Consider the following 26,110-nt stretch of genomic DNA (forward strand, 5'->3'; position numbering starts at 1 on the left):
TTCAGACCTGCAGGATGGAGGAGACCAGCAATTGGGTGTAGGGATGCTGCGGATCGTCGAGGACCTGGTCGGTCAGGCCGCTCTCGACCACGCGGCCACCCTGCATCACCAGCGTGCGGTGCGCCAGCAGGCGCGCCACGGCGAGGTCGTGGGTGACGATGATGGCGGCCAGGCCGAGGTCGCCGACCAGGCGGCGCAGCAGGTCCAGCAGGCGTGCCTGCACCGACACGTCGAGCGAGGCGGTCGGCTCGTCCATGAAGACCAGGCGCGGATGCGTGACCAGGTTGCGGGCGATCTGCAGCCGCTGCTGCATGCCGCCGGAGAAGGAAGCCGGCGCGTCGTCGAGGCGGCCGAGGTCGATCTCCATCTTCTCCAGCCAGGCACCCGCCGCGGCGCGCAGGTCGCCGTAGTGGCGCTCGCCCACCGCCATCAGCCGCTCGGCGATGTTGGCGCCGGCGCTGACCTGCATGCGCAGGCCGTCGCGCGCGTGCTGGCGCACGAAGCCCCAGTCGGTGCGCGCCAGCAGGCGCAGCCGCGCGCTCGACAGCGTGGCCAGGTCGGTCATGCCCTGTTCGCGCACATCGTAGTGCAGGCTGCCCGACTGCGGCGGCGCCTGCATCGACACCGCCTGCAGCAGCGTGCTCTTGCCCGAGCCGGACTCGCCGACCACGCACAGCACTTCGCCGGGATAGAGGTCGAAGCTCACGTGGTGGCAGCCATGCACGCCATCCCAGGTGCGGGTCACGTCCCGCACCGACAGCAGAGGACGGTCCGCGCTCATGCCGCGCCCTCCCCGCCATGCATGCCCTGCATGCCGGCCTGCGCCTGCTGGCGTCCGGCGCAGTATTCCGTATCGGAGCAGACGAACAGGCGGGTGCCGCTGTCATCCATGATGATCTCGTCCAGGTAGCTGTCGGAGGCGCCGCACTGCGCGCAGCAGGTCGACCACTTCTCGACGGTGAAGGGATGGTCGTCGAAATCCAGGCTCTTGACGCTGGTATAGGGCGGCACGGCGTAGACGCGTTTCTCGCGCCCGGCGCCGAACAGCATCAGCGCGGGGCTGCGGTCGAGCTTGGGATTGTCGAACTTCGGGATCGGCGAGGGCCGCATCATGTAGCGCCCGTTGACCGTCACCGGATAGTCGTAGGTGGTGGCGATATGGCCGTGATGCGCGATGTCCTCGTAGAGCTTGACGTGCATGGCGCCGTACTCGGACAGCGCGTGCATGGTGCGCGTCTCGCGCTCGCTCGGCTCCAGCCAGCGCAGCGGCTCCGGGATCGGCACCTGGAACACCATGATCTGGCCTTCGGCCAGCGGCGTCTCGGGGATGCGGTGGCGCGTCTGCACGATGCTGGCCTGGGCGGTGCGCTCGGTGGTGCGCACCCCGGTCACGCGCGCGAAGAAGCGGCGGATGTTGATGGCGTTGGTGGTGTCGTCCGAGCCCTGGTCGATCACCTTGAGCACGTCCTGGCTGCCGATGATGGCGGCCGTGACCTGGATGCCGCCGGTGCCCCAGCCGTAGGGCAGCGGCATCTCGCGCCCGCCGAACGGCACCTGGTAGCCGGGAATGGCCACGGCCTTGAGCAGCGCCCGGCGCAGCATGCGCTTGGTCGATTCGTCGAGATAGCCGAAGTTGTAGTGGGCGTCGCGCGCGGCGCTGTTGTCGGTCGGCGCCGGCGCGGCGGCGGCCTGGGTCGGGATGGCAGCGTTCATGCCAGCGTCTCCTCTTGCGTTGCGGCAGGCTGCGGCGCGGCGGCGGCCGGCGCCGGCGCGGCGGCCTCGCGCTCGGCGCGCAGGCGGCGCAGCAGCTCCAGGTTGGCCTGGAAGTCCACGTAGTGCGGCAGCTTCAAATGCTGCGTGAAGCCCGAGGCTTCGACATTGTCGCTGTGGTACAGCATGAACTCGACATCGTTGGCGGGCGCGTCGGCGGCTTCGCCCAGCTCTTCGGCGCGCATCGCGCGGTCGGCCAGGGCCATCGACATCGCCTTGCGCTCCCCATAGCCGAACACCAGGCCGTAGCCGCGCGTGAAACGCGGGCCGGCCTCGGCATTGCCGCTGAACTGGCTGACCATCTGGCACTCGGTCAGCTCGATCTCGCCGACGGTGACGGCAAAGCCCAGCTCTTCCACGAACAGCTCCACTTCGGCGCTGCCGTAGCGGATCTCGGCCGCGAACGGGTGCGAATTGCCGTAGCCGCGCTGGGTCGAGTAACCCATCGACAGCAGGAAGCCCTCGTCGGCGCGCGCCAGGTTCTGCAGGCGCGTGGCGCGCTCGGCCGGCAACGTCAGCGGCTCGCGCGTCAGGTCGCGCGGCGCGGGATCGCCGGCGGCCGGCAGGTCCGGCTCGATCAGCGCTTCGCGCTCCAGCAGCTCGGTCACGCGCGGCATGGCGGCCGCCAGCGGCACCTCGGCGGGCGGCAGCGGATCGGCGACGCGCTCGGCTTCCAGGCTGAAGTCAAGCAGGCGCTGCGTGTAGTCATAGGTCGGGCCCAGCACCTGGCCGCCCGGCACGTCCTTGTAGGTGGACGAGATGCGGCGGCGCAACTGCATGGTGCCGGTATCGAGCGGCACCGTGTAGCCGAAACGCGGCAACGTGGTGCGGTAGGCGCGCAGCAGGAAGATGGCCTCGATCAGGTCGCCGGCCGCCTGCTTGATGGCCAGCGCGGCCAGGTGAGGATCGTGCAGCGAGCCCTCGGCCATCACGCGCGACACCGCCAGTGGCATCTGCTCGCGGATCTGCGCCAGGCTCAGTTCCGGCACGGCGGGATCGCCGCGCCGGTACTCGTCCAGCAAGCGATAGGAATTCAGGATGGCGCGCTCGCCTCCCTTGACGGCCACATACATCTCAGTCCTCCATGCGGGTGGTGCGCGGCAGCGCGCAGAAGCGCGCCCCGCTGGTCAGCATCAGGTCCACGCCGAGCGGGAAGCGCGCATGGTTGGCGCGCCATTGCGCGCGCAGCCCCGGCGGCAGTCCCTCCACCTGCAGCGCCTGGCGCTGGGCGATGCCGGGACCGCTCAGGCTCAGCGCCTCGCCCTGCTGCAGCGAGGCGACTTCCAGCAGCAACGTGGCGGAGCGGTCCGGATAGGCCGGATCGCCCTGCGCGCAGGCCGACAGGGCCGGGGCGTCGAAGCCCGCCGGCACCGCCACGAACGCCGCCGCCGCGGGCGTGTCCACCAGCGGGCACCCGCAGTGGAAACGCAGGAAATCGCGCGCGGCTGCCGGCACCTGCGCCGGCAGCCACACCGGCGTGTCGCCGTCGGCCAGCGTCAGCAGCAGCGCCGCCATGGCGGCGCCGAGACCCTGCGGCGCGCCGCAGGCGAGCGCGGGTGCCTGCACCCGCCCGGGGTGGGCCATGGCATCCAGGGCGGCACGGAACACCTGCTGCGCGTCGCCGACCGGGTCGTCGAAGCCGGCCACCAGGCCGGGACCGGCGCCACCGGGCGCCCGCAACTCCATCGTCTTGTCCATCTCAGTCCTCGCCCCTGACCATGGTGAAGAAATCCACGCGCGTCTGCGCCGCCACGGCGGCCTCGGCCGCGCGCCGGGCCGCGTGCGCCTGCGCCAGCGGCGCCAGCACCTCGGCCTCGATGCGCGCCTGCCACGACGGCAGCTGCAGCAGGGCATCCAGCACGGCTGCTTGTTCGGCATGGCGCAGGCTGCGCCCCTGCACATAGGCCACGCCGACTGCGGCGCCCTCGCTGCCCTCGCCATCCAGCGTGACGGCGCAGCGGCTGACCGTGGTCTCGCCCAGGTTGAACTGCGCTCCGGTGCCCCCGGCACGCGCGCGCACCATCGCCATGCCGCACTCCGGCCGGCGCAGGAAGCGCCAGGACGGCAGGCCGCCGGCCTCGCGCAGGCGGCCGAAAGCCGTATCCAGCGCCTCGTCGCCGGCCAGCGCCAGCACGCGCATCCAAGCCGCGCGCCCTGCCTGGCCAGGTGCCGCAGACGCCGCAGACGCCGCTCCGCCGTGCTGGCGGGGAATCCCGCTTTCGCTCATCACCACCCCTATACGTCTATACGTTTAGATGTAAAATTACCACCAACGGCAGCACTACACCATAGGCGCATGAAGCTTTGATGACGCACCCGCGGCGGAGTCGGACTCCTCGCACGGCGCCGCCACGCGGCACCGCAATGAGGCAAAATCGCACAATGACGATGAATGCTTGATGACAGAAGGCAAGGCAATGGCCGAACAAGAAGTCGAACGGGGTTCCGGCGTAGCGGTGTGGCGCCAGATCGGCGAGGCGCTGGCGCACGATATCCGCACCAAGCTGTACGGGCCGGGCGAGCAGCTCCCGCCCGAACCGGAGCTGGCGGCGCGCTTCGCCGTCAACCGCCACACCATCCGGCGCGCCATGGGCGAACTGGAGCAGAACGGACTGGTGCGCATCGAGCAGGGGCGCGGCACCTTCGTGCAGGAACACGCGATCGACTACGCCATCGGCCGCCGCACGCGCTTTTCGCAGAACCTGGCCAGCCAGGGCATGCGCGGCCACAACGAGGTCATGGAGGCGCAGACGCTGCGCGCGCCGGACATCGCCAGGCACCTGGGGCTGGCCCGCAGCGCGTCCATCCTGCGCGTGCAGACGGTGGGCAAGGCGGAGGAACGCACCATCGACGTGGCCGAGCACTACTTCGATGCCGGACGCTTCGACGGCCTCGACGAGCAGATGCGTACCACCAAGTCCATCTCGCGCGCGCTCGGCCACTATGGCATCGCCGACTACACGCGCAAGTGGACGCGCATCACCGCCACCCTGCCGAGCGCGTCGGTGGCACGCCTGCTGAACCAGCCCAAGACCCGGCCGGTGCTGCAGGTGGAATCCCTCAACGTGGACCTCGACGGCCAGCCGCTGCACTACAGCCTGGTGCGTTTCGCCGGCGACTGGGTGCAGCTCACGGTCGCCGATCCCGACTGAGCCGCCCGGCGCGGTGCCGGCAACGGCACCGCGGGCCGCCCTCACTGGTCTAGACATCTGTCTGTCATCTCTCAGCGATAACTTCGCCGGCATGGACACCTACACTTCCCAACCGACACCGCTCGCGGGCCTGACCGGCCGCCGCGTGCTGGGCGCCGACGGTATCGGCGCCGCCACCCTGCCCTTCGATGGCGGGCGCATCGCCACCGGCCGCAGCGCCGGCGCCTGCCTCGACGCCGGCGACCTGCTGGTGCTGCCCGGCATCGTGGACATCCATGGCGACGCCTTCGAGCGCGCGGTGATGCCGCGCCCCGGTGTCAGCTTCCCTTACCAGGCCGCGCTGTTCGACGTCGACCGCCAGTTGCTGGCACACGGCATCACCACCGAACTGCACGGCGTCACCCTGTCGTGGGAAGGCGGCCTGCGCGGCGAAGCCTACGCGCTGCGCATGTTCGACGCGCTGGAGCGCCAGCGTCCCTTCTTCGGCGCCAGCCATTTCGTGCACCTGCGCTTCGAGAGCTACCACCTGACCGGCATCGACACCGCGTTGGACTGGATGGCCAGCGGCAAGGTCAAGCTGCTCGCCATCAACGACCACCTGCCGGGCATGGCCAGGCGCCTGGGCGACGAGCTCAAGGTGGTGCAGTATGCCGACCGCGCCGAATGCGACAGCGACACCTTCCGCAGCCGCCTGCGCCAGGCCAGCCAGCACGCGGCCGAGGTGCCGGCGGCGATGGCGCGCCTGATCGCCGGCGCGCGCGCGGCCGGCCTGCCGGTGGCCTCGCACGACGATCCGGACCGCGCCACGCGCCAGCACTACCACCGCCAGGGCTGCGCCATCGCCGAGTTCCCGCTGACCGTGGAAACCGCCCAGATGGCGCGCCAGCTCGGCAACGACACCGTGTTCGGCGCCCCCAACGTGATGCGTGGCGGCAGCCACACCGGCGCGCCCGATGCCACCGAGATGGTCAGCGCCGGACTCTGCACCGTGCTGGCTTCCGACTACTACTACCCGGCCCCGCTGCAGGCGGCCTTCCATCTCGCCCGCCTCGGCGTGGCGAGCCTGCCGGCGGCCTGGGACCTGGTCTCACGCAATCCCGCGCGCGCGGCCGGCCTGCGCGACCGCGGCACGCTCGCGCCGGGACTGCGCGCCGACGCCATCCTGGTCGACGACAGCGTGCCAGGCTTCCCGCGCGTGTGCGCCACCATCGTCGGCGGCGTGCTGCGCCACGCCACCCAGGGCTTCGGCCTGGCCGCGCCGCAGCCGGCGCGCGCCGCCGCATGAATCCCGCGTGAGAGCCACATGAAGGCCGCCATCCAGCAAGCTCACCGCTACGCCGTCTACCTGGCGCCGGCCGAACCCTTCCGCGGCATCGGCAGCCGCTGGCTGGGGCGCTGCGCCGACACCGGCGCCGCGCTGCCCGCCGCGCCGGACGGCGAAGCCCCGCCGGCAGCCTGGACCCGCGCCCCGGCCCACTACGGCCTGCACGCCACGCTGAAGGCGCCCTTCCGCCTCGCGCAGGACCGCACCCCGCCCATGCTCGACGCGGCGGCCCGCGCCTTCGCCCGCGGCCGCCAGCCCTTTGCCGCCCGGCTGGCGCTGCGCAACCTGCGCGGCTTCCTGGCCTGGTGCCTGGACGACAGCCCCGCGGGCGACGAGGGCCGGCGCCACATGCATGCGCTGGCCGACGATGCCGTGCGCGGCTTCGACGCCTTCCGCGCGCCGCCCACGCCCGAGGACACCGCGCGCCGCCGCCCCGAGCAGCTCGGCGCCGCCGAACGCGAGATGCTGGCGCGCTGGGGCTACCCCTACGTGTTCGACACCTTTACCTTCCACATCACGCTGACCGGCCAGCTCGACCCGGCCGCGCAGCAGGATGCCACCGCGCGCCTGCAACGGCTGGCGGGCGGGCACGCCGCCACGGCGATGCCGGTCGCGGGCATCAGCCTCTACGTGCAGCCCGAGCCGGGCGCCGATTTCGTCGTGGCACGCCACTATGGCTTCTCGGGCGCGGTCGAGGACGGTGCGGGCGCGGCCTGGCTGGGGACGGCGGCATGATGGGCGGCATGAAGGGCGCCATGAGCGGCGCACTGGTCTACGTCATGGGCCCCTCCGGCAGCGGCAAGGACTCGCTGCTGCGCGCGCTGCGCGAAGGCCTTGCCGACGGCGATCCCGTGCTGGTGGCGCACCGCTACATCACCCGTCCGAGCGACGCCAGCGAAGCCTCGGTGGCCCTGACGCCGGCCGAGTTCTCGCGCCGCTCGGAACTGGGCTGCTTCGCCCTGCAATGGCGCAGCCACGGCCTGCACTACGGGGTCGGCATCGAGATCGACGCCTGGATGGCGCGCGGACTCACCGTGGTGGTCAACGGCTCGCGCGAGCATCTCGGCGCCGCCCACGCGCGCTACCCTGGCCTGCACGCTGTGCAGGTCCAGGTCCGGCACGAGGTGCTGGCCACGCGCCTGGCCGCGCGCGGGCGCGAGTCCGGCGAAGCAGTGGCGGCGCGCCTGGCGCGCGCCACGCAGCCCTTCGACCTGCCGCCCGGCTGCCGCCTGACCCGACTCGACAACAGCGGCCCGCTCGAACAGGCCGCCGATGCCCTGCTGCGCCTGGTGCGCGCGCCGATCGCCGCCTGAGGGCACCGCCTGAGGGCGACGCCTGACTCCCTCCCGGCGGCGCCTGACTCCCTCCCGTGGGCCTCAGCCCGCCGCACGCACGCAGCGCGCCGCCATGGCGAGATAGTGCGGCAGCGCGGGCGTGGCCAGCCCCACCACCTTCGCCAGATCGTCGTAGCGGCGCAGCCGCACGGCAGCCAGCGCATGCGGGCCGGCGGCGAAGGCTTCGGCCTGCTGCGCGTCGAACGGACCGCCCTGCAGCGCCAGGCTGTGCTGCGAGGCCGGCGACAGACCGGCATGGTAATCCGCGTCGCGGGCGCACAGATAGCGCTTGGCGGCCACGTGCAGGCGCACCGGCTCGGTCACTTCCGCGCCGAACAACGTCGCCAGCGCGTCCGCGCCGGCTTCCTGGTGGCGCATGTCCGTGGTACTGCTTTCGGCCAGCATCAGGTGCCCGATGTCGTGCAGCAGCGCCGCCACCACCAGCGGCTCGGGCTCGCCCGCCTGCTCGGCCTGCCAGGCGCACTGCAGCGCGTGTTCGGTCTGGCTGATGGCCTCGCCGCCGTAGTAGTCGTTGCCGTGTCCGGCGAAGAGGGCTTGGATGCGGTCGAGGGTCAGCATATCGGATGGGATGGTCATGGGGAAAATCGAAGGGATGCGCCAACGGTGCGCGCCAAGCCTGGTGTCTTGGCTCCCTTTCCCCGCATGGGGAGAGGGTTGGGGAGAGGGGTGGTTTGGCAAGGCGCCACGCATGACGAAGCCGTCGGTGTGATCCAGCACGTGAGCGCAAAGACGAAGCCGAGGGTGTGTCCAGGCCAACGTGCTCAGTCAGCGCCTGCCCTCTCCCCCGGCCCCTCTCCCGCAAGCGGGAGAGGGGTGACAACAAACGCGGTACTGGCCGCGCCTCAGACCAGCACCTTGCGGATCTGCGCGGACAGCACGTCGATCGCCGTGACGAAGGCGATCACGATGATCATCACCGCGCAGGTCTGCGCGTACTGGAAGCTGCGGATGATCTCCCACAGCACGGTGCCGATGCCGCCGGCGCCGACGATGCCGACCACCGAGGCCGAGCGCACGTTCGACTCGAAGCGGTAAAGGCAGAACGAGATCCACAGCGGCAGCACCTGCGGGATCACACCGAACACGATCTCCTCCAGCGCGCAGGCGCCGGTGGCGCGCACGCCTTCGACCGGGCGCGGGTCGATCGCTTCGACCGCTTCGGAGAAGAGCTTGGCCAGCACCCCCATGGTGTGCACCCAGATCGCCAGCACGCCGGCGAACGGGCCCAGCCCGACGGCGACGATGAACAGCATGGCGAACACCATCTCGTTGATGGCGCGGCAGGCGTCCATCAGGCGGCGCACCGGCTGGTAGACGGCGGGCGGCACGATGTTCGACGAGCACAGCAGGCCCAGCGGCACCGCCATCACGACGGCGAGGAAGGTGCCCCAGATCGCGATCTGCACGGTCACCACCATTTCGTCGAGGTAGTTGCGCCAGTCGCGGAAATCGGGCGGGAAGAAGTCGGCGGCGAACTTGACCATGTTGCCGGAATCGCGCAGCAGGTCGAGCGGACGCATGTCGGCACCCTGCCAGGACAGCGCCAGCATGGCGAGCACGATCGCCCAGACCAGCAGCAGCGGCAGCGAGGTGCGCGGCGGCCGGGCCGGCAGCTTGTTGGTGGCGGAGGAAGACATGGCGGGCCGGGGGGAGAAGGACATCGGTGGACTCGGAAAACGTGGCCGCGCGGGCCGGCCCTTGCCGGCCCGCGCGGGAAGCGGCGTTGACGCCTTACTGCGTGGCGGTGGAAGCGGCGGCTGCCTTGTCGAGTTCAGCCAGGCGGCGGGCGACGTCGGCCAGGCGCTTTTCCTTGTCGGCGGCGGCCAGGGTGGTGTCGGTTTCGATCTTCTGCTTTTCCTTGGCCAGTTCGATCTGGCGGATCGGCACCAGCTGGGCGTCGCTCGACGGACGGAAGCCCTGGTAGGTCAGCTTGGCCAGCACCTGCTTCTCGCGCTCGGCGTCGGCGCCCTTGCCGTAGTTGACGAAGAAGGTCTTGATCCTGGTCTTCAGGTCGGCCGGCAGGTCCTTGCGGTAGACCAGCGGATCGGCCGGGATCAGCGGCGACTTCCACAGCACGCGCACCTGGTCGTAGGCGTTCTTGCCGGTGTTGATGCGGTAGCGCTCCATGTTCTCGGTGTTGTTCACCGCCACGTCCACCTGCTTGTTCAGCACCGACAGCAGGTTCGACTCATGGTTGCTGATGCGCATGGCCTTGAAGAAGGTCTTCGGCTCGATCTTGTTGGCGCCCCACAGGTAGTAGCCCGGCACGGCGGTGCCCGAGGTCGAGTTCGGATCGCCCGCACCGTAGCTGAGCTCCTTGCCGCGCTTGAGCACGTCGTCCAGGGTCTTCAGGTCGCTGTCCTTGTTGACGATCAGCAGCGACCAGTAGCCCGGGTTGCCGTCCTTGTCGATCACCGAAGCGAACACTTCGCCGCTGGCGCGGTCGACCGCCTCGATCGCCGACTTGTTGCCGAACCAGGCCACCTGCACCTTGTTGAAGCGCATGCCCTCGATGATGCCGGCGTAGTCGGAGGCGAAGAAGGGCTTGACCTGCATGCCGAGCGCCTTGCTCAGGTCGTCGATGACGGGCTGCCACGCCGCCTTCAGGTTGGACGAGGTCTCGGTCGAGATCAGCCCGATGTTGATCGTCTTGCCCTCCTGGGCGGCGGCCGGCACGGCGATGGCGCTCAGGGCGAGCACCGCGAGAAAGGTTCTGCGGAACATGGTGGACTCCAGTGGGGGGATGGCAAAGGCCGAAGGACAATCGGGTGGCCGGCGGCACACGGCCGCCGGCCGCGCGGGACGCCCGCGGGCGTCCCGCCAGGTTCAGGCGGCGACCAGGCCGGGCACGGCTGGCATCGCGCCGGCGCCGGCCGGCGCCGAGGGCTCGAGCAGCTCGGCGGCCTCGGTGCCGTACAGATCGCGCAGCATGGCCGCGCTGAGGGCTGCCGACGGGCCGTCGTAGACCACCTTGCCGTGGCGCAGCGCGACCACGCGCGGGCAGTAGCGCATGGCCACGTCGACCTGGTGCAGCGACACCACCACGGCCGTGCGGCGGCTGCGGTTGATCTGCGCCAGCAGCTCCATCACGCGCCGCGCGGATTCCGGATCCAGCGACGCGATCGGCTCGTCGGCGAGGATCACGCGCGCGTTCTGCACCAGCGTGCGGGCGATCGCGGCGCGCTGCTGCTGGCCGCCCGACAAGGTCGAGGCACGCTGAAATGCATAGTCGTCTATACCAACCTGGGCAAGCGCTTCCAGGCCGGCGTCGATCTCCTCGTTGCGGAAGAAACGGATCAGGCTGCGCCACAGCGGAATGCGCGGCAGCATGCCGGTCAGGACGTTGGTGATCACCGGCAGGCGCCCGACCAGGTTGAACTGCTGGAAGACGAAGCCGATCTCGCTGCGCACCTGCCGCACATCGCTAGCCAGGCGCCCGCCGCGCTGCACGCAGCGGCCGTTGACGAGCACCTCGCCGTCACCGGCATCGCCCTGGGCAAAGCCGGCCACGTGGCGCAGCAGTGTGGATTTGCCCGAGCCCGAGGCGCCGAGCAGCGCGACCATCTCACCCGGCGCCACGGTCAGCGTGACGTTGTCGAGCGCCTTGCGGTCTGCGCGAAATGATTTAGACAGGCCGCGCACTTCGATTGCATGCGTCATGCCGCTTCTCCTTGCTTGAACGGTGCGCAGATTCTGGCCGGTGCGGATGACAGAACGATGAAGCCGCGCGGCGAAGGCGTTCGACGCATGGGCGCCGGGAAAACGAGGCACCTGCGCCACCCCGCCCCGTCCGCCGCGTCACGCCGGCATCACAGAGTCGTCACCGCTCCGTCACTCAGCCGCCATCGAGCCGCCATCGAGCCGCCATCGAGCCGCCATCAAGCCGTCGACGCGGATTCACGCGCGTTCACGCCAGCGCCGTGTCACAGCGCCGTGTCACAGCGCCTCAGCGCCTCAGCGCGCGGCGGCCTGCAGCGTATCGCCGGCCGACGCACGCCCCCTGCCGGCGGCCTTGGCGCGGTAGAGATTGTCGTCGGCGCGGCGCAGCAGGCTGGCCAGGTCGTCGTCGCCCCGCAGCACCGCCACGCCCACGCTGGCACCCAGCCTGGCCTCGCCCTCCGGCAGCGGGAACGGCTGCCGCGCCGCCTCCACTACCTTGGCGGCGAACAGCAGCGCATCCTGTTCCGCCCGCATGCCTTCGAGGATGGCCGCGAACTCGTCGCCGCCGAAGCGCGCGGCCTCGTCGCCGGCGCGCAGCGCAGCGCACAGCCGTTCGCCGAACACCTTCAGCACGAGGTCGCCGGCGGCGTGGCCATGGGTGTCGTTGACCGCCTTGAAGTGGTCGAGGTCGACGAACAGCAAGGCCAGCGTATTGCCCGTGGCGCGCGCCGCGCGGATCGCCGCTTCGGCGGCGCTTTCGAAGCCCGCGCGGTTCAGCAGGCCGGTCAGGTGGTCGGTCAGGCTGGCGCGCAGCAGCCGCTCTTCCTCGCGCTTGCGTTCGGTGATATCGGACAGCACCGCATGGAAGCCGACGACACTGCCACTGCCGTCGCGCTGCGGCAGATAGGTGCTCTCGACGTAATGCTTGACACCGTTGCGCATGCGCGCACGCTCGAACACCACGCGCTCGCCCTGCAGCGCCAGCCGCACGTGCATGGCGATATCACGGTACTCGGCGTCGCCGAGGAAGGCGTGCAGCGTCTTGCCGATGACCTCGCCGCGGCCGACGCCGAAGCCGCGCTCATACGACAGGTTGACGAAGCGGTAGACCTCGTCGCGGTCGATATAGGCGACCAGCCCCGGGATGGCATCGGCCAGCGCGCGCAGCGTGGCCTCGCTGCGCGCGACCGCGTCGGCATTGGCCTTGTCCGCGCTGATGTCGCGGATCACCGCCGAGAAGCGCTCGATGCGGCCGCTGTCGTCATGGTGGGCGATGATCATCTCGCTGGCGGCAAAGGGCGCGCCGCCGCCCAGCATGGTGGTCTCGCCCAGCCACATGCCATGCCGGCCGGCATGCGGCAGGATCTCTTCGGCCAGCCGCCGCATGGTCTCGGGCGGATGGAAATCGGCATAGCTGTGCCCTGCCAGCGGCGCGGCCGCGCCGAGGCCCGCGCGCCGCCGGCCGGCCGGATTCAGGTAGATCAGGTTGCCGCGCGCATCGAGCTGGGCGAAGAAGTCGGACGAGGCGTCGAAGATCTCCAGCAGGTGGCGCCGTTCGCTCTCCGCGCTCTCGCGCGCCGTCACGTCCTCGATGGCGCCGACGAAGCCGCGGAAGGTCCTGCCCAGCATCACCGGCCAGCTGCTGACCGCGATCGCGCGCACCTCGCGCCCGCGGCCGTGCTCGATATGCTGGAGCGCCCGGTAGGGGACGCGCCGGCTGACCGCGTGCTGCCAGGCGTCGCGCACGCCGGCCCGCTCCTGGGGCACCAGCAGGTCGTCCCAGTGCAGCGTACTGCCGGCCTCCAGGCCCGTGATGCGGCGATAGGCTTCGTTGACGCTGACGGTGCGCCCCTGGGCATCGGTACGGAAGTAGCCCAGCGGCGAGGCGTCGATGATGGCCGTGGTCACGCTGCGGCGCGTCTCCAGCTCGTCGAGCAGCGCGTCGAACTCCACCGTCAGCGCGTGCACGACCTCGCCGCGGGGCGGGACGTCCTGCGCGCCCGGACGCGGCACCGGGTCGGTGGAATCGCGCGTGGCCATGATATGGCGGATGCCGCGCCGGAGCCGGTCCAGCGATGCCGTGATCCAGCCGCACGCCAGCCAGGCCAGCAGCATCGACAGCGCCGTGCCGCCCAGCACGCCGGCCACGGCCGGCGGCTGCCAGACCGCCGTCGCGGTCAGCAGCAGCGCGCTCGTGGCGCCGGAAAACACGATGATGCGGCTTCGGATCGACCAGGGCATGTGAGGAATTCCGCGGCAAGCGCCACGGGAGCCGCGCGCGCCGCGCGCCACACCGTGGCAGGCGACTAGCCTACGTCGATTCCGGGTCGAAAGGAAGCCACCGCCCCCCCAAGCGCCGGGACGATGGGGCGGAAACAAGGAGAAAGCGGGAGAGCGCCCGGCGCGGCGGCCGCTGCCGCCCCCTCCGCGCCGCGCCTCAGTGCGCCACCATGAACACGTTGACGCAGTCCTCGAGCTGCTGGGCCTGCCGCTCCAGCCGCGCCGCGCCTTCGGCGGCCTGCTCGACCAGCGCCGCGTTGCGCTGCGTCAACTGTGCCACCTGCCCCACCGCGCGGTCGATGTGGCCGATCTCCTGGCTCTGTTCGCGGCTGGCGCCGGCGATGGCCATCACGCTCTCCATCAGCTTGCCGACGGTGTCCTCCACCCCGCCCATCGACGCCCCCGCCGCGTCCGCCGCGGCGCCGGCAAGCCCGATCGAGCGGCTCGAATCGTCCAGCAGCTGCTTGATCTCGCGCGCCGCGGCGGCGGTCCGCTGCGACAGGCTGCGCACCTCGCCGGCCACCACCGCGAAGCTGCGCCCGCCCTGCCCGGCGCGCGCGGCCTCGACCGCCGCGTTGAGCGCCAGGATATTGGTCTGGAAGGCGATGCCGTCGATCATCGAGGCAATCTCGCCGACCTTGAGCGACTGCCGGCCCAGCGCCTCGGCCAGCCCGACCACCTTGCGCACCTCGCCGTTCGCCGCCGCGGCGGCGGCCGCGGCCTGCCGGGCGGCGTCGCGCATGCCGTCGGCGCCGCTGGCATTGCGGCGCGCGCTGGCCGTGATCTGCGACAGGCTGGCGGTGGTCTGCTCGACCGTCGCCGCCTGCTCCTCGTTGCGCTGCGACAAGTCCGCGTTGCTGTCCGCCTGGCTGCGTGCCGCGGCACGGATGACGTCGGCGGCGCCGCGCGCGTCCAGCAGCACGCCGACCAGGCGCGCGTTCATCTGGTTCAACACGCGCCCGAGCAGGCGCGTCTCGGCATCGCCGCGCTCGGGAAAGCGCTGCTGCACGCTGCCGCTGGAGACCGCGAAGGCGGTCGCGTTGAGCTGCTTGAGCGGCAGCAGTACCTGGTGCGACAGGTAGGCGGCGGCCCCCACGCCCAGCGCGGCGCCCGCGGCGAACAGCGCCCAGCCCACGGCGCCGTGCGCCGCGCCGCCCGCCCCGGGGAAGGCGGCCCACAGCGCCTGCGCCAGCATGGCCAGCACCAGCGCCAGCATCACGCCCCACAGGCGCACATGGACCGGGCTGCCCAGCACGCGGCCGGCCAGCCCGGCCAGACCCGTGCGCCTGACCTCGCCGCCGCGCAGCTCGAAGGTGCGGTCCCGGCCGGCGCGGATCTTGCGGTAGAGCGCATCCGCCGCCCGCACCTGCGCCGGCGTCGGGCGGGTCCGCACCGACATGTAGCCGACCTTGCGTCCGGCGGCGAACATCGGCGTGACGTTGGCCAGCACCCAGTAGAAGCCGCCGTCGGCACGGCGGTTCTTGACCACGCCGGTCCACGGGCGGTCGGCCTGCAGCGTGCGCCACATGTCGGCGAATACCTTGGCCGGCATGTCGGGATGGCGCACGATGTTCTGCGGCGCGCCCAGCACCGCCTCGCGGGGGAAGCCGCTGCTGCGCAGGAAGGCCTCGTTGGCATAGGTGATGCGGCTCTCGGTATCGGTGCGGGTGACGATCACTTCACCGTCCGGCAGCACGTACTCGTTGTCGTTGATCGGTAGGTTCTCGCGCATGGTCTTGCCTGTGGGTAGATATCCGCGCGCTTCTTGCCGCCGTCGGCAAGCGTGATCCGGGACCAGCCGCCTCCGGCGCGCGCGCGGTGCGGACTGGCGGCGGGCCCTAGCCGGCCCCGCCTTCGCCCGCGCCGCTCGTCTTCAGGAAATGCAGCAGCTCGCCGATCGGCATCGGCCGCGCCAGCGCGAAGCCCTGCGCGTACTGGCAGCCCTCGGCCTCGAGAAAACGCAGTTCCTCGCGCGTCTCCACGCCCTCGGCGATCACGCCCACGCCCAGCGCCGAGGCCAGGTGCAGGATGGCGCGTACGATCTTGCCCGCGGACGCGCCCTGGCGGATGCCGGCGATCAACTGGCGCGCGATCTTCAGCGAGGCGAGCGGGATATGCCCGAGGTAGCCCAGGTTCGAGTAGCCGGTGCCGAAATCGTCGATATAGATGTCCACGCCGGCGCGCGTCAGGCTTTCGAGCGCCGCGGTGGAGCCGTCATCCTGCGCCACCAGCGCGCCTTCGGTGATCTCGATCTTGAGCGCGCCCGCGGGCAGGCCGGCGCGTGCCAGCAGGGCTTCCAGCTTGCCGCTGAGACCATGCGCATGCAGTTCGTCGGCCGGCATATTGACCGACACGCTGAACGGCCGGGCCAGCTCGGCACGGGTGCGTGCAAGGTCCTGGCAAGCGCGTTCGAGCACGAAATCGGTCAGCTTGCCGCCGAGCCCGAGATCGTGCACCACCGGCAGGAACTCGGTCGGCGGCACCGGACCGAGCGTGCGGGAATTCCAGCGCACCAGCGCTTCCGCTCCGACCGCCTGCCCGTTGCGCAGGTCGAACATCGGCTGGTAGGCCACCCACAGTTCGCCGGCGCTGAAGGCGCGCCGGATCGCCTGGTAGATCTGGTGGTAACGCTCGGCATTGCGCTTGAGCGTGGGCGAGTAGTGCTTGGTGCGGCCGCGCCCTTCCCGCTTGGCTTCGTAGAGCGAGATGTCGGCCTGCTTGAACAGGGCCTTGCTGTCGCCGCCATCGTCGGGAAAACGGCTGACGCCCATGCTGGCGCCGACATAGAGCGTCATGCCGGGCAGCACGATGGGCGCCTCGACCTGGTCGGAGATGCGCTGCAGCAGAGCCTCGCGGTCGCCTTCGGTAAGCGGCCCGGCCAGCGCGATGGTGAATTCGTCCCCGCCGAGCCGCGCTACGATGTCGCTGCCCCGCACCGCGCCGGCCAGGCGCGCGGCCACCTTGACCAGCACCTGGTCGCCGATGTCGTGGCCCAGCGCATCGTTGATGCCCTTGAAGCGGTCGAGGTCGATCAGCACCAGGGTCACGCCCTGGCAGCGCTCGCTGCTGGCCGACAGCAGGGCGTCGAGACTGTCGAAGAAGCTGGCGCGGTTGTGCAGCTTGGTCAGGTCGTCGTAACAGGCCAGTTCGCGCAGGCGGCGCTCGGCCTCCAGCCGGAAGGTGACGTCGCGCCCGGCCGACACATAATGGGTTATCCGGCCCGCAGCATCACGCAGCGGCGTGATCACTTTCTCTTCCGAAAAGAGAGAACCGTTCTTCTTGCGGTTGAGGAAAATTGCTTCGAACGATTTACCGGAGGCAATCACGGACCATAATTCCCGGTAGAAATCGTCGCCCATCTCGCCCGATTTCAATATCGCCAGGCTTCGCCCTACGGCCTCAGCGCGGGAATAACCTGTCAGCTTCTCGAAGGCGTGGTTCACATAGATAACACGCCCGTTCGGCTCGGTAATGACAATCGAATCGCCCGCCTGCTCCATGGCGAAGGCGTAGAGCGAAAGATTATCAGTCGCGCAGGCCGGACCGCACCGCCCCGTTTCACCGGCACACCTGAGCTGCATCGCCACCTGACCCCGTCTTGAAAACCCGGGGAAAATACGCAGCGCCGCGCCCGCCCCCCGGGTGAGCCCGCACCAGAAAAAAATGGGCTCGATATTTTATTCAATAATCCGACCCCACGCGCGCCCGAAACCCCATGACAAGTGCCTCGCGCGACATTTCAGCGCGCGCAAACGTCATTTATGCGGCACCTGGTTCTGCGCCCGGGTCGCCGCCCTCCGATACAAGCCGGCCGAATAATTGTATTGATTTAACTCAAGCCGGATCCGGGCCAGTATGTGTATAGTCGCGCCCCGTGTAAAGCAATATAAATTGATACGGAGGCAGTAGCTCTACTTATGGCTCGCAGACCCACCATCGAGCAGCTGCGCATGTTCGTCGCCGCCGCGGAACACCACAGCTTCACGCTGGCCGCGCGCGCGATGCACAAGACGCAGGCGGCCGTCAGCATGCAGATGCGGCAGCTCGAAGAGATCGCCGATGCCAGGCTGTTCGAGCGCGGTGCGCGGCAATCGATGCTGACCGGGGCCGGCGAGGCGCTCTATGCCTATGCCAAGGAAATGATCTCGCTGGAGGACGAGGCCTGGGGCGCGCTGCGCGACAGCGCCCGGGCCCGCCTGCGCGTGGGGGCGCCCGAGATCTACCTGCCGCTGCTGGCCGAGGTGCTGCGGACCTTCGCCGAGAGCCGGCCGGAACTCTGCATCGAACTGGTGTCCGCCTCCACCCTTCAGCTTGCCCAGCGCCTCAAGGACGGCCGCCTCGACGCCGCCATCGGCGTACGCGGCCGCTATCTGGACGGCGAACTGCTGTGCCGCCAGCCGATGCGCTGGGTCTCGCACAGCTCGGCCGCCGAGATCTGGCTGCGCTCGCCGCTGCCGGTGGCGCTCTACGAGCCGGGCAGCACGGCCCGCACCCATATGCTGGACGCGCTGCAGCGGACCGGCGTGCGCCATCTCTGCGTGCATGAAAGCAATTCGGTGACGGGCGTGCTGGCCGGCGTGCATGCCGGCACCGCGGTGGGTGCGGTGCCGGCGCAGGCCGCGGTCGGCCCGGTGCGCCTGCTCGGCGCCTTCGACGGGCTGGCGGAGATCGAGCCGCTCGACATCATCGCCGCGGCGGGGCGGGACCCTGCCCCGCCGGCGCGCCGCGACTTCCTCGACGCGCTGGCCACCGCCTCGCGGCACTGGGACATCACGCTCCAGTAACCGCCGCCGCGCCTCGGGGCACCTCGGGAACCGCTCAGGGCTTCGGCCGCACCGCGTCGGCGGTGCCCTGGATGAAGGCCTGGATCTTCACGACATCGTCGGCGCTCAGCTTGCCGGTGAAGTCCGGCATGCCGCGCGAGACGAAGGGGCCGTTGAACAGCATCTTGTCGAGATGCTCGATCGGGCCCGCGCCGACATAGGCCAGGTTGGGGATGTTGCCGCCCTTGTCGACGCCCGGCACCCCGTGGCAGAACACGCAGTTGTTGACGTAGAGCTTCTTGCCGGCCTCGACGTGAGCGGGGTCGTACTTGACGCCGCTCAGCAGCTCCGCCATCGGATACGCGCTCCACTCCGGTGCCTTGGCCTTGCCGCCGAGGGCGAAGGTGTACACCGTGCCCGGCGCCTGGCGGTCGGTGGCACGCGCGCTCAGCCCGAACACGCCGCCCCAGCCCACCGCCACCGACACGTACTGCTTGCCGTCGACGAGATAGGTGACGGGCGGCGCCACCACGCCGGTGCCGGTGGGCGCCTGCCACAGCTTCTCGCCCGTGGCCGCGTCGTAGGCGATGAAGCGGCCATCGGCGGTGCCCTGGAACACCAGCTTGCCGGCCGTGGTCAGCGTGCCGCCGTTCCACGGGCTGGCATAGTCCTGCTGCCAGGCGGCCTTCTGCCGCACCGGGTCCCAGGCGATCAGGCGGCCGAATGGCTTGCTGGCCGGCGGCGCCTCGTTGACCAGCATGCCGAGATTCCAGCCCACGCCGCTGTGCGCCTCGGCCGAGTCCTTCTGGTTGTGCTCCCAGCGCTTGTCGTCGGCCAGCGTGAGCGGCACGTGCTGGGCCGGAATATAGGCCAGGCCCAGCTGCGGGTTGAACGACATGGCGTGCCAGTTGTGCGCGCCGAACGGCCCGGGCACCGCGTCCACCGGCTTGCCCGAGGTGTCGAACAGCGGCGTCTCGATGGGCCGCCCGTCCTGGTCGTAGCCGCTGGCCCAGTTGACGTCGACGAAGTTCCTGGCCGAGATGAACTTGCCGTTGGTGCGGTCGATGACGAAGAAGAAACCGTTCTTGGGCGCGTGCAGGATGACCTTGCGCGGCTGCCCGTCGATCTTCAGGTCGGCCAGGATGATGTCCTGGGTCGAGGTGTAGTCGGCGTTGTCCCCCGGCGTCTCCTGGTAGTGCCACACGTACTTGCCGGTGTCGGGATCGAGCGCGACGATCGACGCCAGGTAGAGGTTGTCGCCACCCTTGGGGCTGCGCTGCTTGCGGCTCCACGGGCCGCCGTTGCCGGTGCCGATATAGAGCAGGTTCAGGCCGGGATCGAAGGCCATGCTGTTCCAGACCGTGCCGCCGCCGCCGTTGACCCAGTACTTGCCGCTCGGGTCCCAGGTCTTGGCGGCCTTCGCCATCGCCTCGTTCTCGTAGGGCCTGGCCGGGTCGCCGGGCACCGTGAACCAGCGCCACTTCTGCGCGCCGGTGGCGGCGTCGTAGGCGGTGACATAGCCGCGCGCGCCGTACTCCGCGCCACCGTTGCCGATGATGACCTTGCCCTTGACCACGCGCGGCGCGCCGGTGATGGTGTAGGAATGGCGGTGGTCGGCGATGGTGTCGCGCTCCCACACTTTCTTGCCGGTGGCGGCATCGATGGCGACCAGGCGGCCGTCGAAGGTGCCGACGTAGACCTTGCCCTGGTACAGCGCCACGCCGCGGTTGACCACGTCGCAGCAGCCCTTGTAGCCGAGCCGGCGCGGCACCTGCGGATCATAGGTCCACAAGCGCCGGCCGCTGCGCGCGTCCACCGCATGCACGACGCTCCAGGGCGCCGACACGTACATGACGCCGTCGACCACGATCGGCGTGGCCTCGACCCCGCGCGTCGACTCCAGGTCGTAGCTCCAGGCCAGGCCCAGCTCCTTGGCATTGCCCGTGTTGATCTGGTCCAGCTTGCTGAAGCGGGTCTCGCCGTAATCCAGCCCATAGGACGGCCAGTCCGCCGTGCGCGCCGCGTTGGCCTGGATGCTCGCGCCGTCCACGCGTGCCGTGATGGCGCGCAGGCGCGCCACGCCCGGGCCGGCGCTGTCCTGCGCGCCGCCCGCCGCGCCCGCCGGCGCCGGCAGCAAAGCGCCTGCCGCCAGTGCCGCCGCCAGTGCCGCCGTCATCCCGCGGCGCGCCATCCGTGCGCCATCGGCCTTGCCTGTCGAATCCTTCATGGTCGTCTCCATATATTGTCCTTGTCGGGTTGCTTCCTGTCGCCGTGCTTCCTGTCGCTGGCCGCGGCTCAGAACACCTTGAGCAGCCGCAGGTTGACGCGGCTGCCTTCCATTGGCCCGTTGCGCACCGCGATGTCCTGGCCGTAGGTCGCCAGCAGCTGCAGCGTCGGGCTGGGGAACCACGCCGCGCCGATCGAGAATTTCGAGGTATTGGTGCGGTCGTTGCGCGACACCCCATCCACCTTGCTCTCGCCGCCGGCCGCATAGGACAGGCCGCCGCGCAGGTCCAGGCTGTCGGTGACGGCGTAGCGCAGCCACGCCTGGCCCTGGAACAGCGGATCCTGGGTCAGCCGGGCCGAGTTCGCGCCGAACTGGCCGTTGGCGCCGTAGAAGGTCACGTCGGCGACCAAGTCGAGCGTGAAGCGGCCCACCAGCGGCGTGATATAGCCGGCCTGCAGGGCGAATTTCCAGCGGTTCTCGCCCAGGTTCAGCGCCCGGCTCTTGTCGTAGCTGCCGACCGGCACATAGAGGAAGGGGGTGATGCCGAAATAGCGCTTCTGCTCGGGCTGGTTCAGCAGCCAGACGGTGGCGGCCAGGATGGGATCGGCGACACCGGCGCCGCTGCCGAGCGCGCTCAGGTCCTTGCTGCCGCGCAGGCTGCCGAAGGGCAGCAGGATCTGCGGATCGACGGTGAAGCCGCCGATGTCCATGAAATGCACATAGCGCAGGATGCCGATGTCCGAGTTCAACCTGCCGCCCGCGACCTGCGTGCCGCCGGCATAGACCTTGTCGCGCTCGGCGTGCTGGTAGTACAGCAGGCCGAGGTTGGTGCCGACCGGCAGCGCGGTGTAGTCGCCGGCATCCACGTCGATGGCGTGCGCCGGCATGGCCGCGCAGGCCAGCGCCACGGCGGCCGAGGTGGCGACGGCGCGCAGCCGTCGCCGCAGGCGACCGGGGGTCGTCTGTCCAGGCTTCATGTTTCCTCCGTTTCTCTTTTCTTTTTCGTTGTCTTGGTCGCCGCGCTGCGGCGGCTGCGGCTGCGGGCACGCGCGCGGCGCCGCGCGCGTGCATACGTGCGTACGTGCGGCAGGCTCAGCCGACCTGGCGGTGGGCGATGTTGAGCACGCTGAGCTGGGCGAACTCGGCCAGCCCTTCGGTTCCGAACTCGACGCCGATACCGGATTCCTTGGCGCCCACCAGCGGGATGTGCGGGCCGAAATGCAGGTGGTGGTTGACCCACGCGGTGCCGACGTCGAGGCGGCGCGCCACCTCGCTCGCGCGGTCCTCGCTGGCCGACCACACCGAGCCGCCCAGGCCGTAGGGCGAGGCATTGACGCGGGCCACCGCCTCGTCGATCTGCTCGTACTTCAGCACCGGCAGGATGGGGGCGAACTGCTCCTCGGCGACCAGCGCATTGTGGTCAGGCAGGTCGCGCACGATGGTAGGCGCGACGAAATAGCCGCCGCCCTTGAGCGGCGCCCCGCCGGCGAGGATGCGGCCATCGCGCCGCGCGGCGGCGAGAAAGCGGCCCGCCTTGTCGAACTGCATGGCGTTCTGCAGCGGGCCGATGGTGACACCGGCATCGGCGCCGTTGCCCACCACCGCCTGGCTGGCCAGCTCGGCCAGCGCCTCGCACATGCGGTCGTACTGCGAGGCGTGCACGTACAGGCGCTTGAGCGCCAGGCAGACCTGCCCGCAGTTGTAGAAGGCGCTGCCGAAGATGCGCGGGGCGACCTCGGCGACGTCGGCGTCGTCCAGCACGATGGCACCGTCGTTGCCGCCCAGCTCCAGCGTGATGCGCTTCAGGCGCGGCCCGGCGCTCTCCATGACCTTCTTCCCGGTCGCGGTGGAGCCCGTGAACGAGACCTTGGCCACATCGGGGTGGGAGGTCAGCAGGCTGCCCAGGTCATTGCGGTCGGTGATCACGTTGAGCACGCCCGCCGGGAAGATGTCGGCGGCCATGGTGCCGAGCTGCAGCGACGCCACCGGCGTGGTCGGCGCGGGCTTGAGCACCACCGTGTTGCCCATCAGCAGCGCCGGCGCGATCTTGTAGGCGGCGATCAGCACCGGGAAGTTCCACGCGGCGATCGCCGCCACCACGCCCAGCGGCCGGTGATGGACCTCGATGCGATGGGTGGCATCGTCCTGCACCACGGATACCGGCAGGCTCAGGCCGGCGATGTGGCGCACGAAGGCCTGCGCGAACGCCAGTTCCTGGCGCGCCTCGGCGAGCGGCTTGCCCTGCTCCAGCACCAGCGTCGCGGCAAGGTCCTCCGCATTGGCCTCGAGGCCGTCGGCGAAGCGCAGCAGCAGCGCGCGGCGCGCCTCCAGGCCGAGCGCGGCCCAGGCCGGCTGGGCCGCCTTGGCCGCCGCCACGGCCGCATTGGCCTCGTGCTCCGTGGCGCGCGACACGGTGGTGAACACCTCGCCGGTGGCGGGATTGACCACCTCGAGTTCCGCGCTGCCGCGCACCAGCTTGCCGCCGATCAGCAATCCTGCGATGTCTTTCATGTCCTGGTCTCCTCGTTGGTTCTTTCTTGTGCTGCCGAGTGATTGAGCTATTGAGCTATCGAGCTATCGAGCTGTTGTTCGGTGAGGACCTGTGCGGCCCTGAACGACGGGACGGCACGCGGCCACCCACGCCCCGAGCACAATGCAAAGCGCGTGCCTGCCGCGCCGCCTGCCCTGGCACACGCGGCGCCAGGCGGCTGGAAGGGGCTGCGCGCACGCCGCGCCGTGGAGATGCCCTGCGCGGCGGCGCGACTTGAGACACCGGCGACAGCCGTGGTGTCTCAGGAGCGGGCACTGTCTCGCGCCGGTGAGACAGGCAGCCGCGTGCCTTGCCTGCGGTGGGCACGTGGCACTGGCATCGGCAGGAGACGGGGGGAACGGAAAGCCGCTGAGGAGCGGCGAAGAGGACAGGACAGCCGCGCTGGATGCGCTGGATGCTGGATGCTGGATGCGCGAGATGCACGCTGCGTGCGCGGCCGGCGCAAGGCACGCCGGGGCACGCCGGCGCGCGCTCACCTGGCGCGTTCGCTCAGCCGCGCTGCAGCCGCGCCAGCTTGCGGTACAGCGTGGCGCGCGAGATGCCGAGCACGCGCGCCGCCTGCGCGCGGTTGCCGCCCAGCTCCGACAGGGTGCGCTCGATCGTCTCGCTTTCCAGGTCGGCCAGCATGGTGGAGCGCGTCGGGACCGCAGCGGCAGCAGCGGTGGCAGCGCCTGGCGCGGCGGGCATGCCGGCCTGCAGGTGTGCGACGGGCGGCGCCGCGGCCAGCGCGGCCGCCTGCGCCAGCCAGGTCTCGTCGAAGTGCTCGCGCCCCACCGTCTCGCCGCCGCCGGACAGCGCCAGCGCCGCGCGCAGGGCCTGGTGCAGTTCGCGCACGTTGCCCGGCCAGGCATGCGCCATCAGCAATGCCATCGCGTCCGCATCGAGACGCTTGCGCCGCCCGCCGGCGAGCGCGTCGACCTGCGCCTGGATCAGTTCGGCCAGGTCGGTGCGCTCGCGCAAGGCCGGCACCTGCACCGAGAGGCCGTTGAGGCGGTACAGCAGGTCCTCGCGGAAGGCGCCGGCGCGCACCAGCGCCGGCAGGTCGCGATGGGTGGCACAGATCACCGAGATGTCCACCGGGATCGCGCGATGGCCGCCCACGCGCGTCACGCTGCGATCCTGCAGCACGCTCAGCAGGCGCGCCTGCAGCGCCAGCGGCATGTCGCCGATCTCGTCCAGGAACAGGGTGCCGTGGCTGGCCTGCTCGATCTTGCCGATGCTGCCGCCCTTGCGGCCGCCGGTGAAGGCGCCCTCCTCATAGCCGAACAGCTCGGCTTCGGCCAGCCCTTCCGGGATCGCCGAGCAATTGAGCGAGACGAAGGCGCGGCCCGGCCGGCTGGCCTCGTGCAGCGCGCGTGCCAGCATGCTCTTGCCGGTGCCGGTTTCGCCCAGCAGGATCACCGGCACCTGCTCGCGCAGGACCGTGGCCGCCTTGCCGAACAGCCGCGCCAGCCTGGCGTCGGCCAGCACGCAACCCTGCGCCGCGCCGGCGGCCGCCGGCATGGATGGCCGTGGCGCGCCCGCGCCCGGCGTCGCGGCCTGCGCCCGTGTTGGAGCCGGCGCAGGCTCCAGCGCGACGAAATAGCGCTCGCCCCCACGTCCGTTCAGCGTCGCCGCGCCCGTCGCGCCGGCGGCCGCAGCGCGCAGCCCGCCGGCAAAGACCTCGTCGAGCGCGCGCGGCGCCCAGGTCCCGCCCGGCCGCCCCAGCATCTGGCGCGCCGCGCGGTTGGCCGCGACGATCACGTCGTCGCGCGAAATGGCGACGATGCCTTCGGCGGGCGTGCCCAGCATGCGCGGATCGTGGTGCAGGCGCAGGATGCGGCAGCCGGCCATGCCGGCGTACATGCGGTTCTCGATCGACATGGCGGCGGCCTGCACGCGGCTGAGCGCGTAGGCCGGCAGGTCGATGCCGAAGCCCGTGATATCCAGCACGCCGACCAGCCTGTCGTGCGGATCATGGATGGGCGCCGCCGCGCAGACCACGTCGATCAGTTCTTCGAGATAGTGCTCGCCGCGGCGGATCTCGATCGGCAGGCCGCCTTCGCTCAGCACGCAGGCCGGCGCATTGGTGCCCAGCGCCGCCTCGCTGACGCGCTTGCCACCCACCAGCGCGCGCGCCTGCGACGGCCCGGCGCCCCCCTGTACGGTGGAACTGACGATCACGCCTTCGGCGTTGGTGCAGAACACCAGCCAGTGGCGCGACGGAAACGCGCCCGCCAGGATCGCCATATCCTCTTCGGCGCAGGCGATCAGGGCCTGGTGCTCCGCTTCGAGCCGGCGCAACTGGCTGTGCGTGACGAAGTTGGTGCCGAGCGCGCGGTCGCCCGGGCGCAGCCCGTAGGTGGCGGCACGCTGCCAGGAACTGGCGATGCGCTCGGGGATGGTGCCGGGCGGCACCAGCCGGCCGTCGAAGAACTGGCGCCGCGCGGTGCGCACGTCGAGGGGAAGGCTGTCTGCGGCTTGCCTCATTGGGGGGCTGTCTCCGTGCGGCTTGTTATGTTGTGCCCGGCGGCGCGCATCGCGCGGGGCGGCGCCCGGGTGGTGGATGACTTTAGGTGAGGCCCCGGGCGATTTCAAGCGCGCCGGCGCGCGCCTGCTCGTTTTCCCCGAGGCCGCCGGCGCGGCGCGTGCGGCCACCGTCTCGCTTCGATCCACGCGGTGTCTCAGGATGAGACAAGCGGGTCGGCACAGCGTCCGCACACCGGCCGCCGCCGCGCCCGCCCCGCCTCGCCCGGCGTGCTGCCCGCGCCACCCGGCGCGGGGGCTTGCCGCCCGGCTCAGGCCCATGCTATGGTGCGCGTTCCAGGAGAACGGAGCATCCCGGCAGGCTGCCGGTGCCGCTCCTACCGAAGGCGTACCCCCGAAACGCTCAGGTGCAACAGACTGGATACCGAACCAACTGGAGAGCGTCGCGGCAGGCTGGCAGACACCAGCGCCGGCGGCCGCCGAAGGGGCAAGCCGAAGTCCGGGTGGACCAGGCGAATCTCTCAGGCAAAAGGACAGTGGGGGCAGGCGTGCGACACCGCAC

The 26,110-nt window shown here is 70.7% G+C and carries 21 protein-coding genes and 1 riboswitch; of the genes, 5 read left to right on the forward strand and 16 right to left on the reverse strand.

Annotation, left to right across the window (positions count from 1 at the left end; translation table 11 throughout):
- Position 1: 1 nt before the first annotated feature.
- From phnK to phnG, 5 genes are read right to left on the reverse strand one after another with little or no spacing between them, the layout of a single operon-like run.
- Positions 2–781, reverse strand: a complete 780-nt coding sequence (phnK, locus tag BKK79_RS34535) for a phosphonate C-P lyase system protein PhnK (RefSeq protein WP_071019557.1) — start codon at positions 779–781, stop codon at positions 2–4.
- Positions 778–1,713, reverse strand: coding sequence for an alpha-D-ribose 1-methylphosphonate 5-phosphate C-P-lyase PhnJ (locus BKK79_RS34540; RefSeq protein WP_071040084.1), 936 nt, complete (start codon positions 1,711–1,713; stop codon positions 778–780). The genes phnK and BKK79_RS34540 overlap by 4 nt, the downstream gene beginning before the upstream one ends.
- Positions 1,710–2,843, reverse strand: a complete 1,134-nt coding sequence (locus BKK79_RS34545) for a carbon-phosphorus lyase complex subunit PhnI (protein ID WP_071040085.1) — start codon at positions 2,841–2,843, stop codon at positions 1,710–1,712. The genes BKK79_RS34540 and BKK79_RS34545 overlap by 4 nt, the downstream gene beginning before the upstream one ends.
- 1 nt (position 2,844) lies before the next feature.
- On the reverse strand, positions 2,845–3,468 hold the full coding sequence (phnH, locus tag BKK79_RS34550) for a phosphonate C-P lyase system protein PhnH (RefSeq protein ID WP_156811466.1): 624 nt from the start codon (positions 3,466–3,468) through the stop codon (positions 2,845–2,847).
- A 1-nt stretch (position 3,469) separates the two neighbouring features.
- Entirely contained in the window at positions 3,470–3,997 is a 528-nt protein-coding gene (phnG, locus tag BKK79_RS34555) for a phosphonate C-P lyase system protein PhnG (RefSeq protein ID WP_084085547.1), read from the reverse strand.
- A gap of 190 nt (positions 3,998–4,187) precedes the next feature.
- On the opposite strand from phnG, the gene phnF reads away from it, so the two are divergent.
- The 4 genes from phnF (at position 4,188) to phnN (ending at position 7,559) form a co-directional block, all read left to right on the forward strand.
- Positions 4,188–4,922, forward strand: coding sequence for a phosphonate metabolism transcriptional regulator PhnF (phnF, locus tag BKK79_RS34560; protein ID WP_071040087.1), 735 nt, complete (start codon positions 4,188–4,190; stop codon positions 4,920–4,922).
- Positions 4,923–5,013: 91 nt separating this feature from the next.
- Positions 5,014–6,207: an alpha-D-ribose 1-methylphosphonate 5-triphosphate diphosphatase gene (locus BKK79_RS34565; RefSeq protein ID WP_071040088.1), complete on the forward strand. Its 1,194-nt coding sequence runs from the start codon at positions 5,014–5,016 to the stop codon at positions 6,205–6,207.
- 18 nt (positions 6,208–6,225) lie between these two features.
- Positions 6,226–6,981, forward strand: coding sequence for a DUF1045 domain-containing protein (locus BKK79_RS34570; RefSeq protein ID WP_071040089.1), 756 nt, complete (start codon positions 6,226–6,228; stop codon positions 6,979–6,981).
- 20 nt (positions 6,982–7,001) lie between these two features.
- The gene (gene phnN / locus BKK79_RS34575; protein ID WP_232346391.1) at positions 7,002–7,559 is read left to right on the forward strand and encodes a phosphonate metabolism protein/1,5-bisphosphokinase (PRPP-forming) PhnN; all 558 of its coding nucleotides are present in this window, start codon (positions 7,002–7,004) and stop codon (positions 7,557–7,559) included.
- A 63-nt stretch (positions 7,560–7,622) separates the two neighbouring features.
- On the opposite strand, the gene BKK79_RS34580 is transcribed toward phnN, so the two are convergent.
- From BKK79_RS34580 to BKK79_RS34610, 7 genes are all read right to left on the reverse strand, one after another.
- Positions 7,623–8,159: a phosphonate degradation HD-domain oxygenase gene (locus tag BKK79_RS34580; protein ID WP_071040565.1), complete on the reverse strand. Its 537-nt coding sequence runs from the start codon at positions 8,157–8,159 to the stop codon at positions 7,623–7,625.
- A gap of 284 nt (positions 8,160–8,443) precedes the next feature.
- Positions 8,444–9,238, reverse strand: coding sequence for a phosphonate ABC transporter, permease protein PhnE (phnE, locus tag BKK79_RS34585; protein WP_071019537.1), 795 nt, complete (start codon positions 9,236–9,238; stop codon positions 8,444–8,446).
- 94 nt (positions 9,239–9,332) lie between these two features.
- The gene (gene phnD, locus BKK79_RS34590; protein ID WP_071040091.1) at positions 9,333–10,325 is read right to left on the reverse strand and encodes a phosphonate ABC transporter substrate-binding protein; all 993 of its coding nucleotides are present in this window, start codon (positions 10,323–10,325) and stop codon (positions 9,333–9,335) included.
- Between the two features lie 102 nt (positions 10,326–10,427).
- Positions 10,428–11,261, reverse strand: a complete 834-nt coding sequence (gene phnC, locus BKK79_RS34595; RefSeq protein WP_071040092.1) for a phosphonate ABC transporter ATP-binding protein — start codon at positions 11,259–11,261, stop codon at positions 10,428–10,430.
- 294 nt (positions 11,262–11,555) lie between these two features.
- The gene (locus BKK79_RS34600) at positions 11,556–13,502 is read right to left on the reverse strand and encodes a diguanylate cyclase (protein WP_071040093.1); all 1,947 of its coding nucleotides are present in this window, start codon (positions 13,500–13,502) and stop codon (positions 11,556–11,558) included.
- Between the two features lie 196 nt (positions 13,503–13,698).
- Positions 13,699–15,273, reverse strand: coding sequence for a methyl-accepting chemotaxis protein (locus BKK79_RS34605; protein WP_071019529.1), 1,575 nt, complete (start codon positions 15,271–15,273; stop codon positions 13,699–13,701).
- 106 nt (positions 15,274–15,379) lie between these two features.
- Complete coding sequence (locus BKK79_RS34610) at positions 15,380–17,122, reverse strand: putative bifunctional diguanylate cyclase/phosphodiesterase (protein ID WP_084085549.1); 1,743 nt, start codon at positions 17,120–17,122, stop codon at positions 15,380–15,382.
- A 336-nt stretch (positions 17,123–17,458) separates the two neighbouring features.
- On the opposite strand from BKK79_RS34610, the gene BKK79_RS34615 reads away from it, so the two are divergent.
- Positions 17,459–18,325, forward strand: coding sequence for a LysR family transcriptional regulator (locus BKK79_RS34615; RefSeq protein ID WP_071019523.1), 867 nt, complete (start codon positions 17,459–17,461; stop codon positions 18,323–18,325).
- A gap of 34 nt (positions 18,326–18,359) precedes the next feature.
- On the opposite strand, the gene BKK79_RS34620 is transcribed toward BKK79_RS34615, so the two are convergent.
- The 4 genes from BKK79_RS34620 to BKK79_RS34635 form a co-directional block, all read right to left on the reverse strand.
- Positions 18,360–20,531 carry a PQQ-dependent dehydrogenase, methanol/ethanol family gene (locus BKK79_RS34620; protein WP_071040095.1) on the reverse strand — a complete coding sequence of 724 codons (2,172 nt, stop codon included), beginning with the start codon at positions 20,529–20,531 and terminating at the stop codon, positions 18,360–18,362.
- A gap of 68 nt (positions 20,532–20,599) precedes the next feature.
- Positions 20,600–21,508: a transporter gene (locus tag BKK79_RS34625; protein WP_071040096.1), complete on the reverse strand. Its 909-nt coding sequence runs from the start codon at positions 21,506–21,508 to the stop codon at positions 20,600–20,602.
- 115 nt (positions 21,509–21,623) lie between these two features.
- Complete coding sequence (locus BKK79_RS34630; protein WP_071040097.1) at positions 21,624–23,042, reverse strand: aldehyde dehydrogenase family protein; 1,419 nt, start codon at positions 23,040–23,042, stop codon at positions 21,624–21,626.
- Positions 23,043–23,571: 529 nt separating this feature from the next.
- Positions 23,572–25,551, reverse strand: a complete 1,980-nt coding sequence (locus BKK79_RS34635) for a sigma-54-dependent Fis family transcriptional regulator (protein ID WP_071040098.1) — start codon at positions 25,549–25,551, stop codon at positions 23,572–23,574.
- Between the two features lie 420 nt (positions 25,552–25,971).
- A riboswitch (glycine riboswitch) is annotated at positions 25,972–26,095 on the forward strand.
- Positions 26,096–26,110 lie beyond the last annotated feature (15 nt).

Source organism: Cupriavidus sp. USMAA2-4 (assembly GCF_001854305.1).
In the GTDB taxonomy this organism is placed as follows: Bacteria; Pseudomonadota; Gammaproteobacteria; order Burkholderiales; family Burkholderiaceae; genus Cupriavidus; species Cupriavidus malaysiensis.

Excerpts from the sequence above, each read along its gene's own strand:
- phnD (WP_071040091.1), bottom strand. The coding sequence starts at position 10,325 with ATGTTCCGCAGAACCTTTCTCGCGGTGCTCGCCCTGAGCGCCATCGCC.
- phnH (WP_156811466.1), bottom strand. The coding sequence starts at position 3,468 with ATGGACAAGACGATGGAGTTGCGGGCGCCCGGTGGCGCCGGTCCCGGC.
- BKK79_RS34545 (WP_071040085.1), bottom strand. The coding sequence starts at position 2,843 with ATGTATGTGGCCGTCAAGGGAGGCGAGCGCGCCATCCTGAATTCCTAT.
- BKK79_RS34635 (WP_071040098.1), bottom strand. The coding sequence starts at position 25,551 with ATGAGGCAAGCCGCAGACAGCCTTCCCCTCGACGTGCGCACCGCGCGG.
- phnC (WP_071040092.1), bottom strand. The coding sequence starts at position 11,261 with ATGACGCATGCAATCGAAGTGCGCGGCCTGTCTAAATCATTTCGCGCA.
- BKK79_RS34565 (WP_071040088.1), top strand. The coding sequence starts at position 5,014 with ATGGACACCTACACTTCCCAACCGACACCGCTCGCGGGCCTGACCGGC.
- BKK79_RS34620 (WP_071040095.1), bottom strand. The coding sequence starts at position 20,531 with ATGAAGGATTCGACAGGCAAGGCCGATGGCGCACGGATGGCGCGCCGC.
- BKK79_RS34605 (WP_071019529.1), bottom strand. The coding sequence starts at position 15,273 with ATGCGCGAGAACCTACCGATCAACGACAACGAGTACGTGCTGCCGGAC.
- phnE (WP_071019537.1), bottom strand. The coding sequence starts at position 9,238 with ATGTCTTCCTCCGCCACCAACAAGCTGCCGGCCCGGCCGCCGCGCACC.
- BKK79_RS34600 (WP_071040093.1), bottom strand. The coding sequence starts at position 13,502 with ATGCCCTGGTCGATCCGAAGCCGCATCATCGTGTTTTCCGGCGCCACG.
- phnN (WP_232346391.1), top strand. The coding sequence starts at position 7,002 with ATGAGCGGCGCACTGGTCTACGTCATGGGCCCCTCCGGCAGCGGCAAG.
- BKK79_RS34580 (WP_071040565.1), bottom strand. The coding sequence starts at position 8,159 with ATGCTGACCCTCGACCGCATCCAAGCCCTCTTCGCCGGACACGGCAAC.
- phnG (WP_084085547.1), bottom strand. The coding sequence starts at position 3,997 with ATGAGCGAAAGCGGGATTCCCCGCCAGCACGGCGGAGCGGCGTCTGCG.
- BKK79_RS34540 (WP_071040084.1), bottom strand. The coding sequence starts at position 1,713 with ATGAACGCTGCCATCCCGACCCAGGCCGCCGCCGCGCCGGCGCCGACC.
- phnK (WP_071019557.1), bottom strand. The coding sequence starts at position 781 with ATGAGCGCGGACCGTCCTCTGCTGTCGGTGCGGGACGTGACCCGCACC.
- phnF (WP_071040087.1), top strand. The coding sequence starts at position 4,188 with ATGGCCGAACAAGAAGTCGAACGGGGTTCCGGCGTAGCGGTGTGGCGC.
- BKK79_RS34615 (WP_071019523.1), top strand. The coding sequence starts at position 17,459 with ATGGCTCGCAGACCCACCATCGAGCAGCTGCGCATGTTCGTCGCCGCC.
- BKK79_RS34570 (WP_071040089.1), top strand. The coding sequence starts at position 6,226 with ATGAAGGCCGCCATCCAGCAAGCTCACCGCTACGCCGTCTACCTGGCG.
- BKK79_RS34625 (WP_071040096.1), bottom strand. The coding sequence starts at position 21,508 with ATGAAGCCTGGACAGACGACCCCCGGTCGCCTGCGGCGACGGCTGCGC.
- BKK79_RS34630 (WP_071040097.1), bottom strand. The coding sequence starts at position 23,042 with ATGAAAGACATCGCAGGATTGCTGATCGGCGGCAAGCTGGTGCGCGGC.
- BKK79_RS34610 (WP_084085549.1), bottom strand. The coding sequence starts at position 17,122 with ATGCAGCTCAGGTGTGCCGGTGAAACGGGGCGGTGCGGTCCGGCCTGC.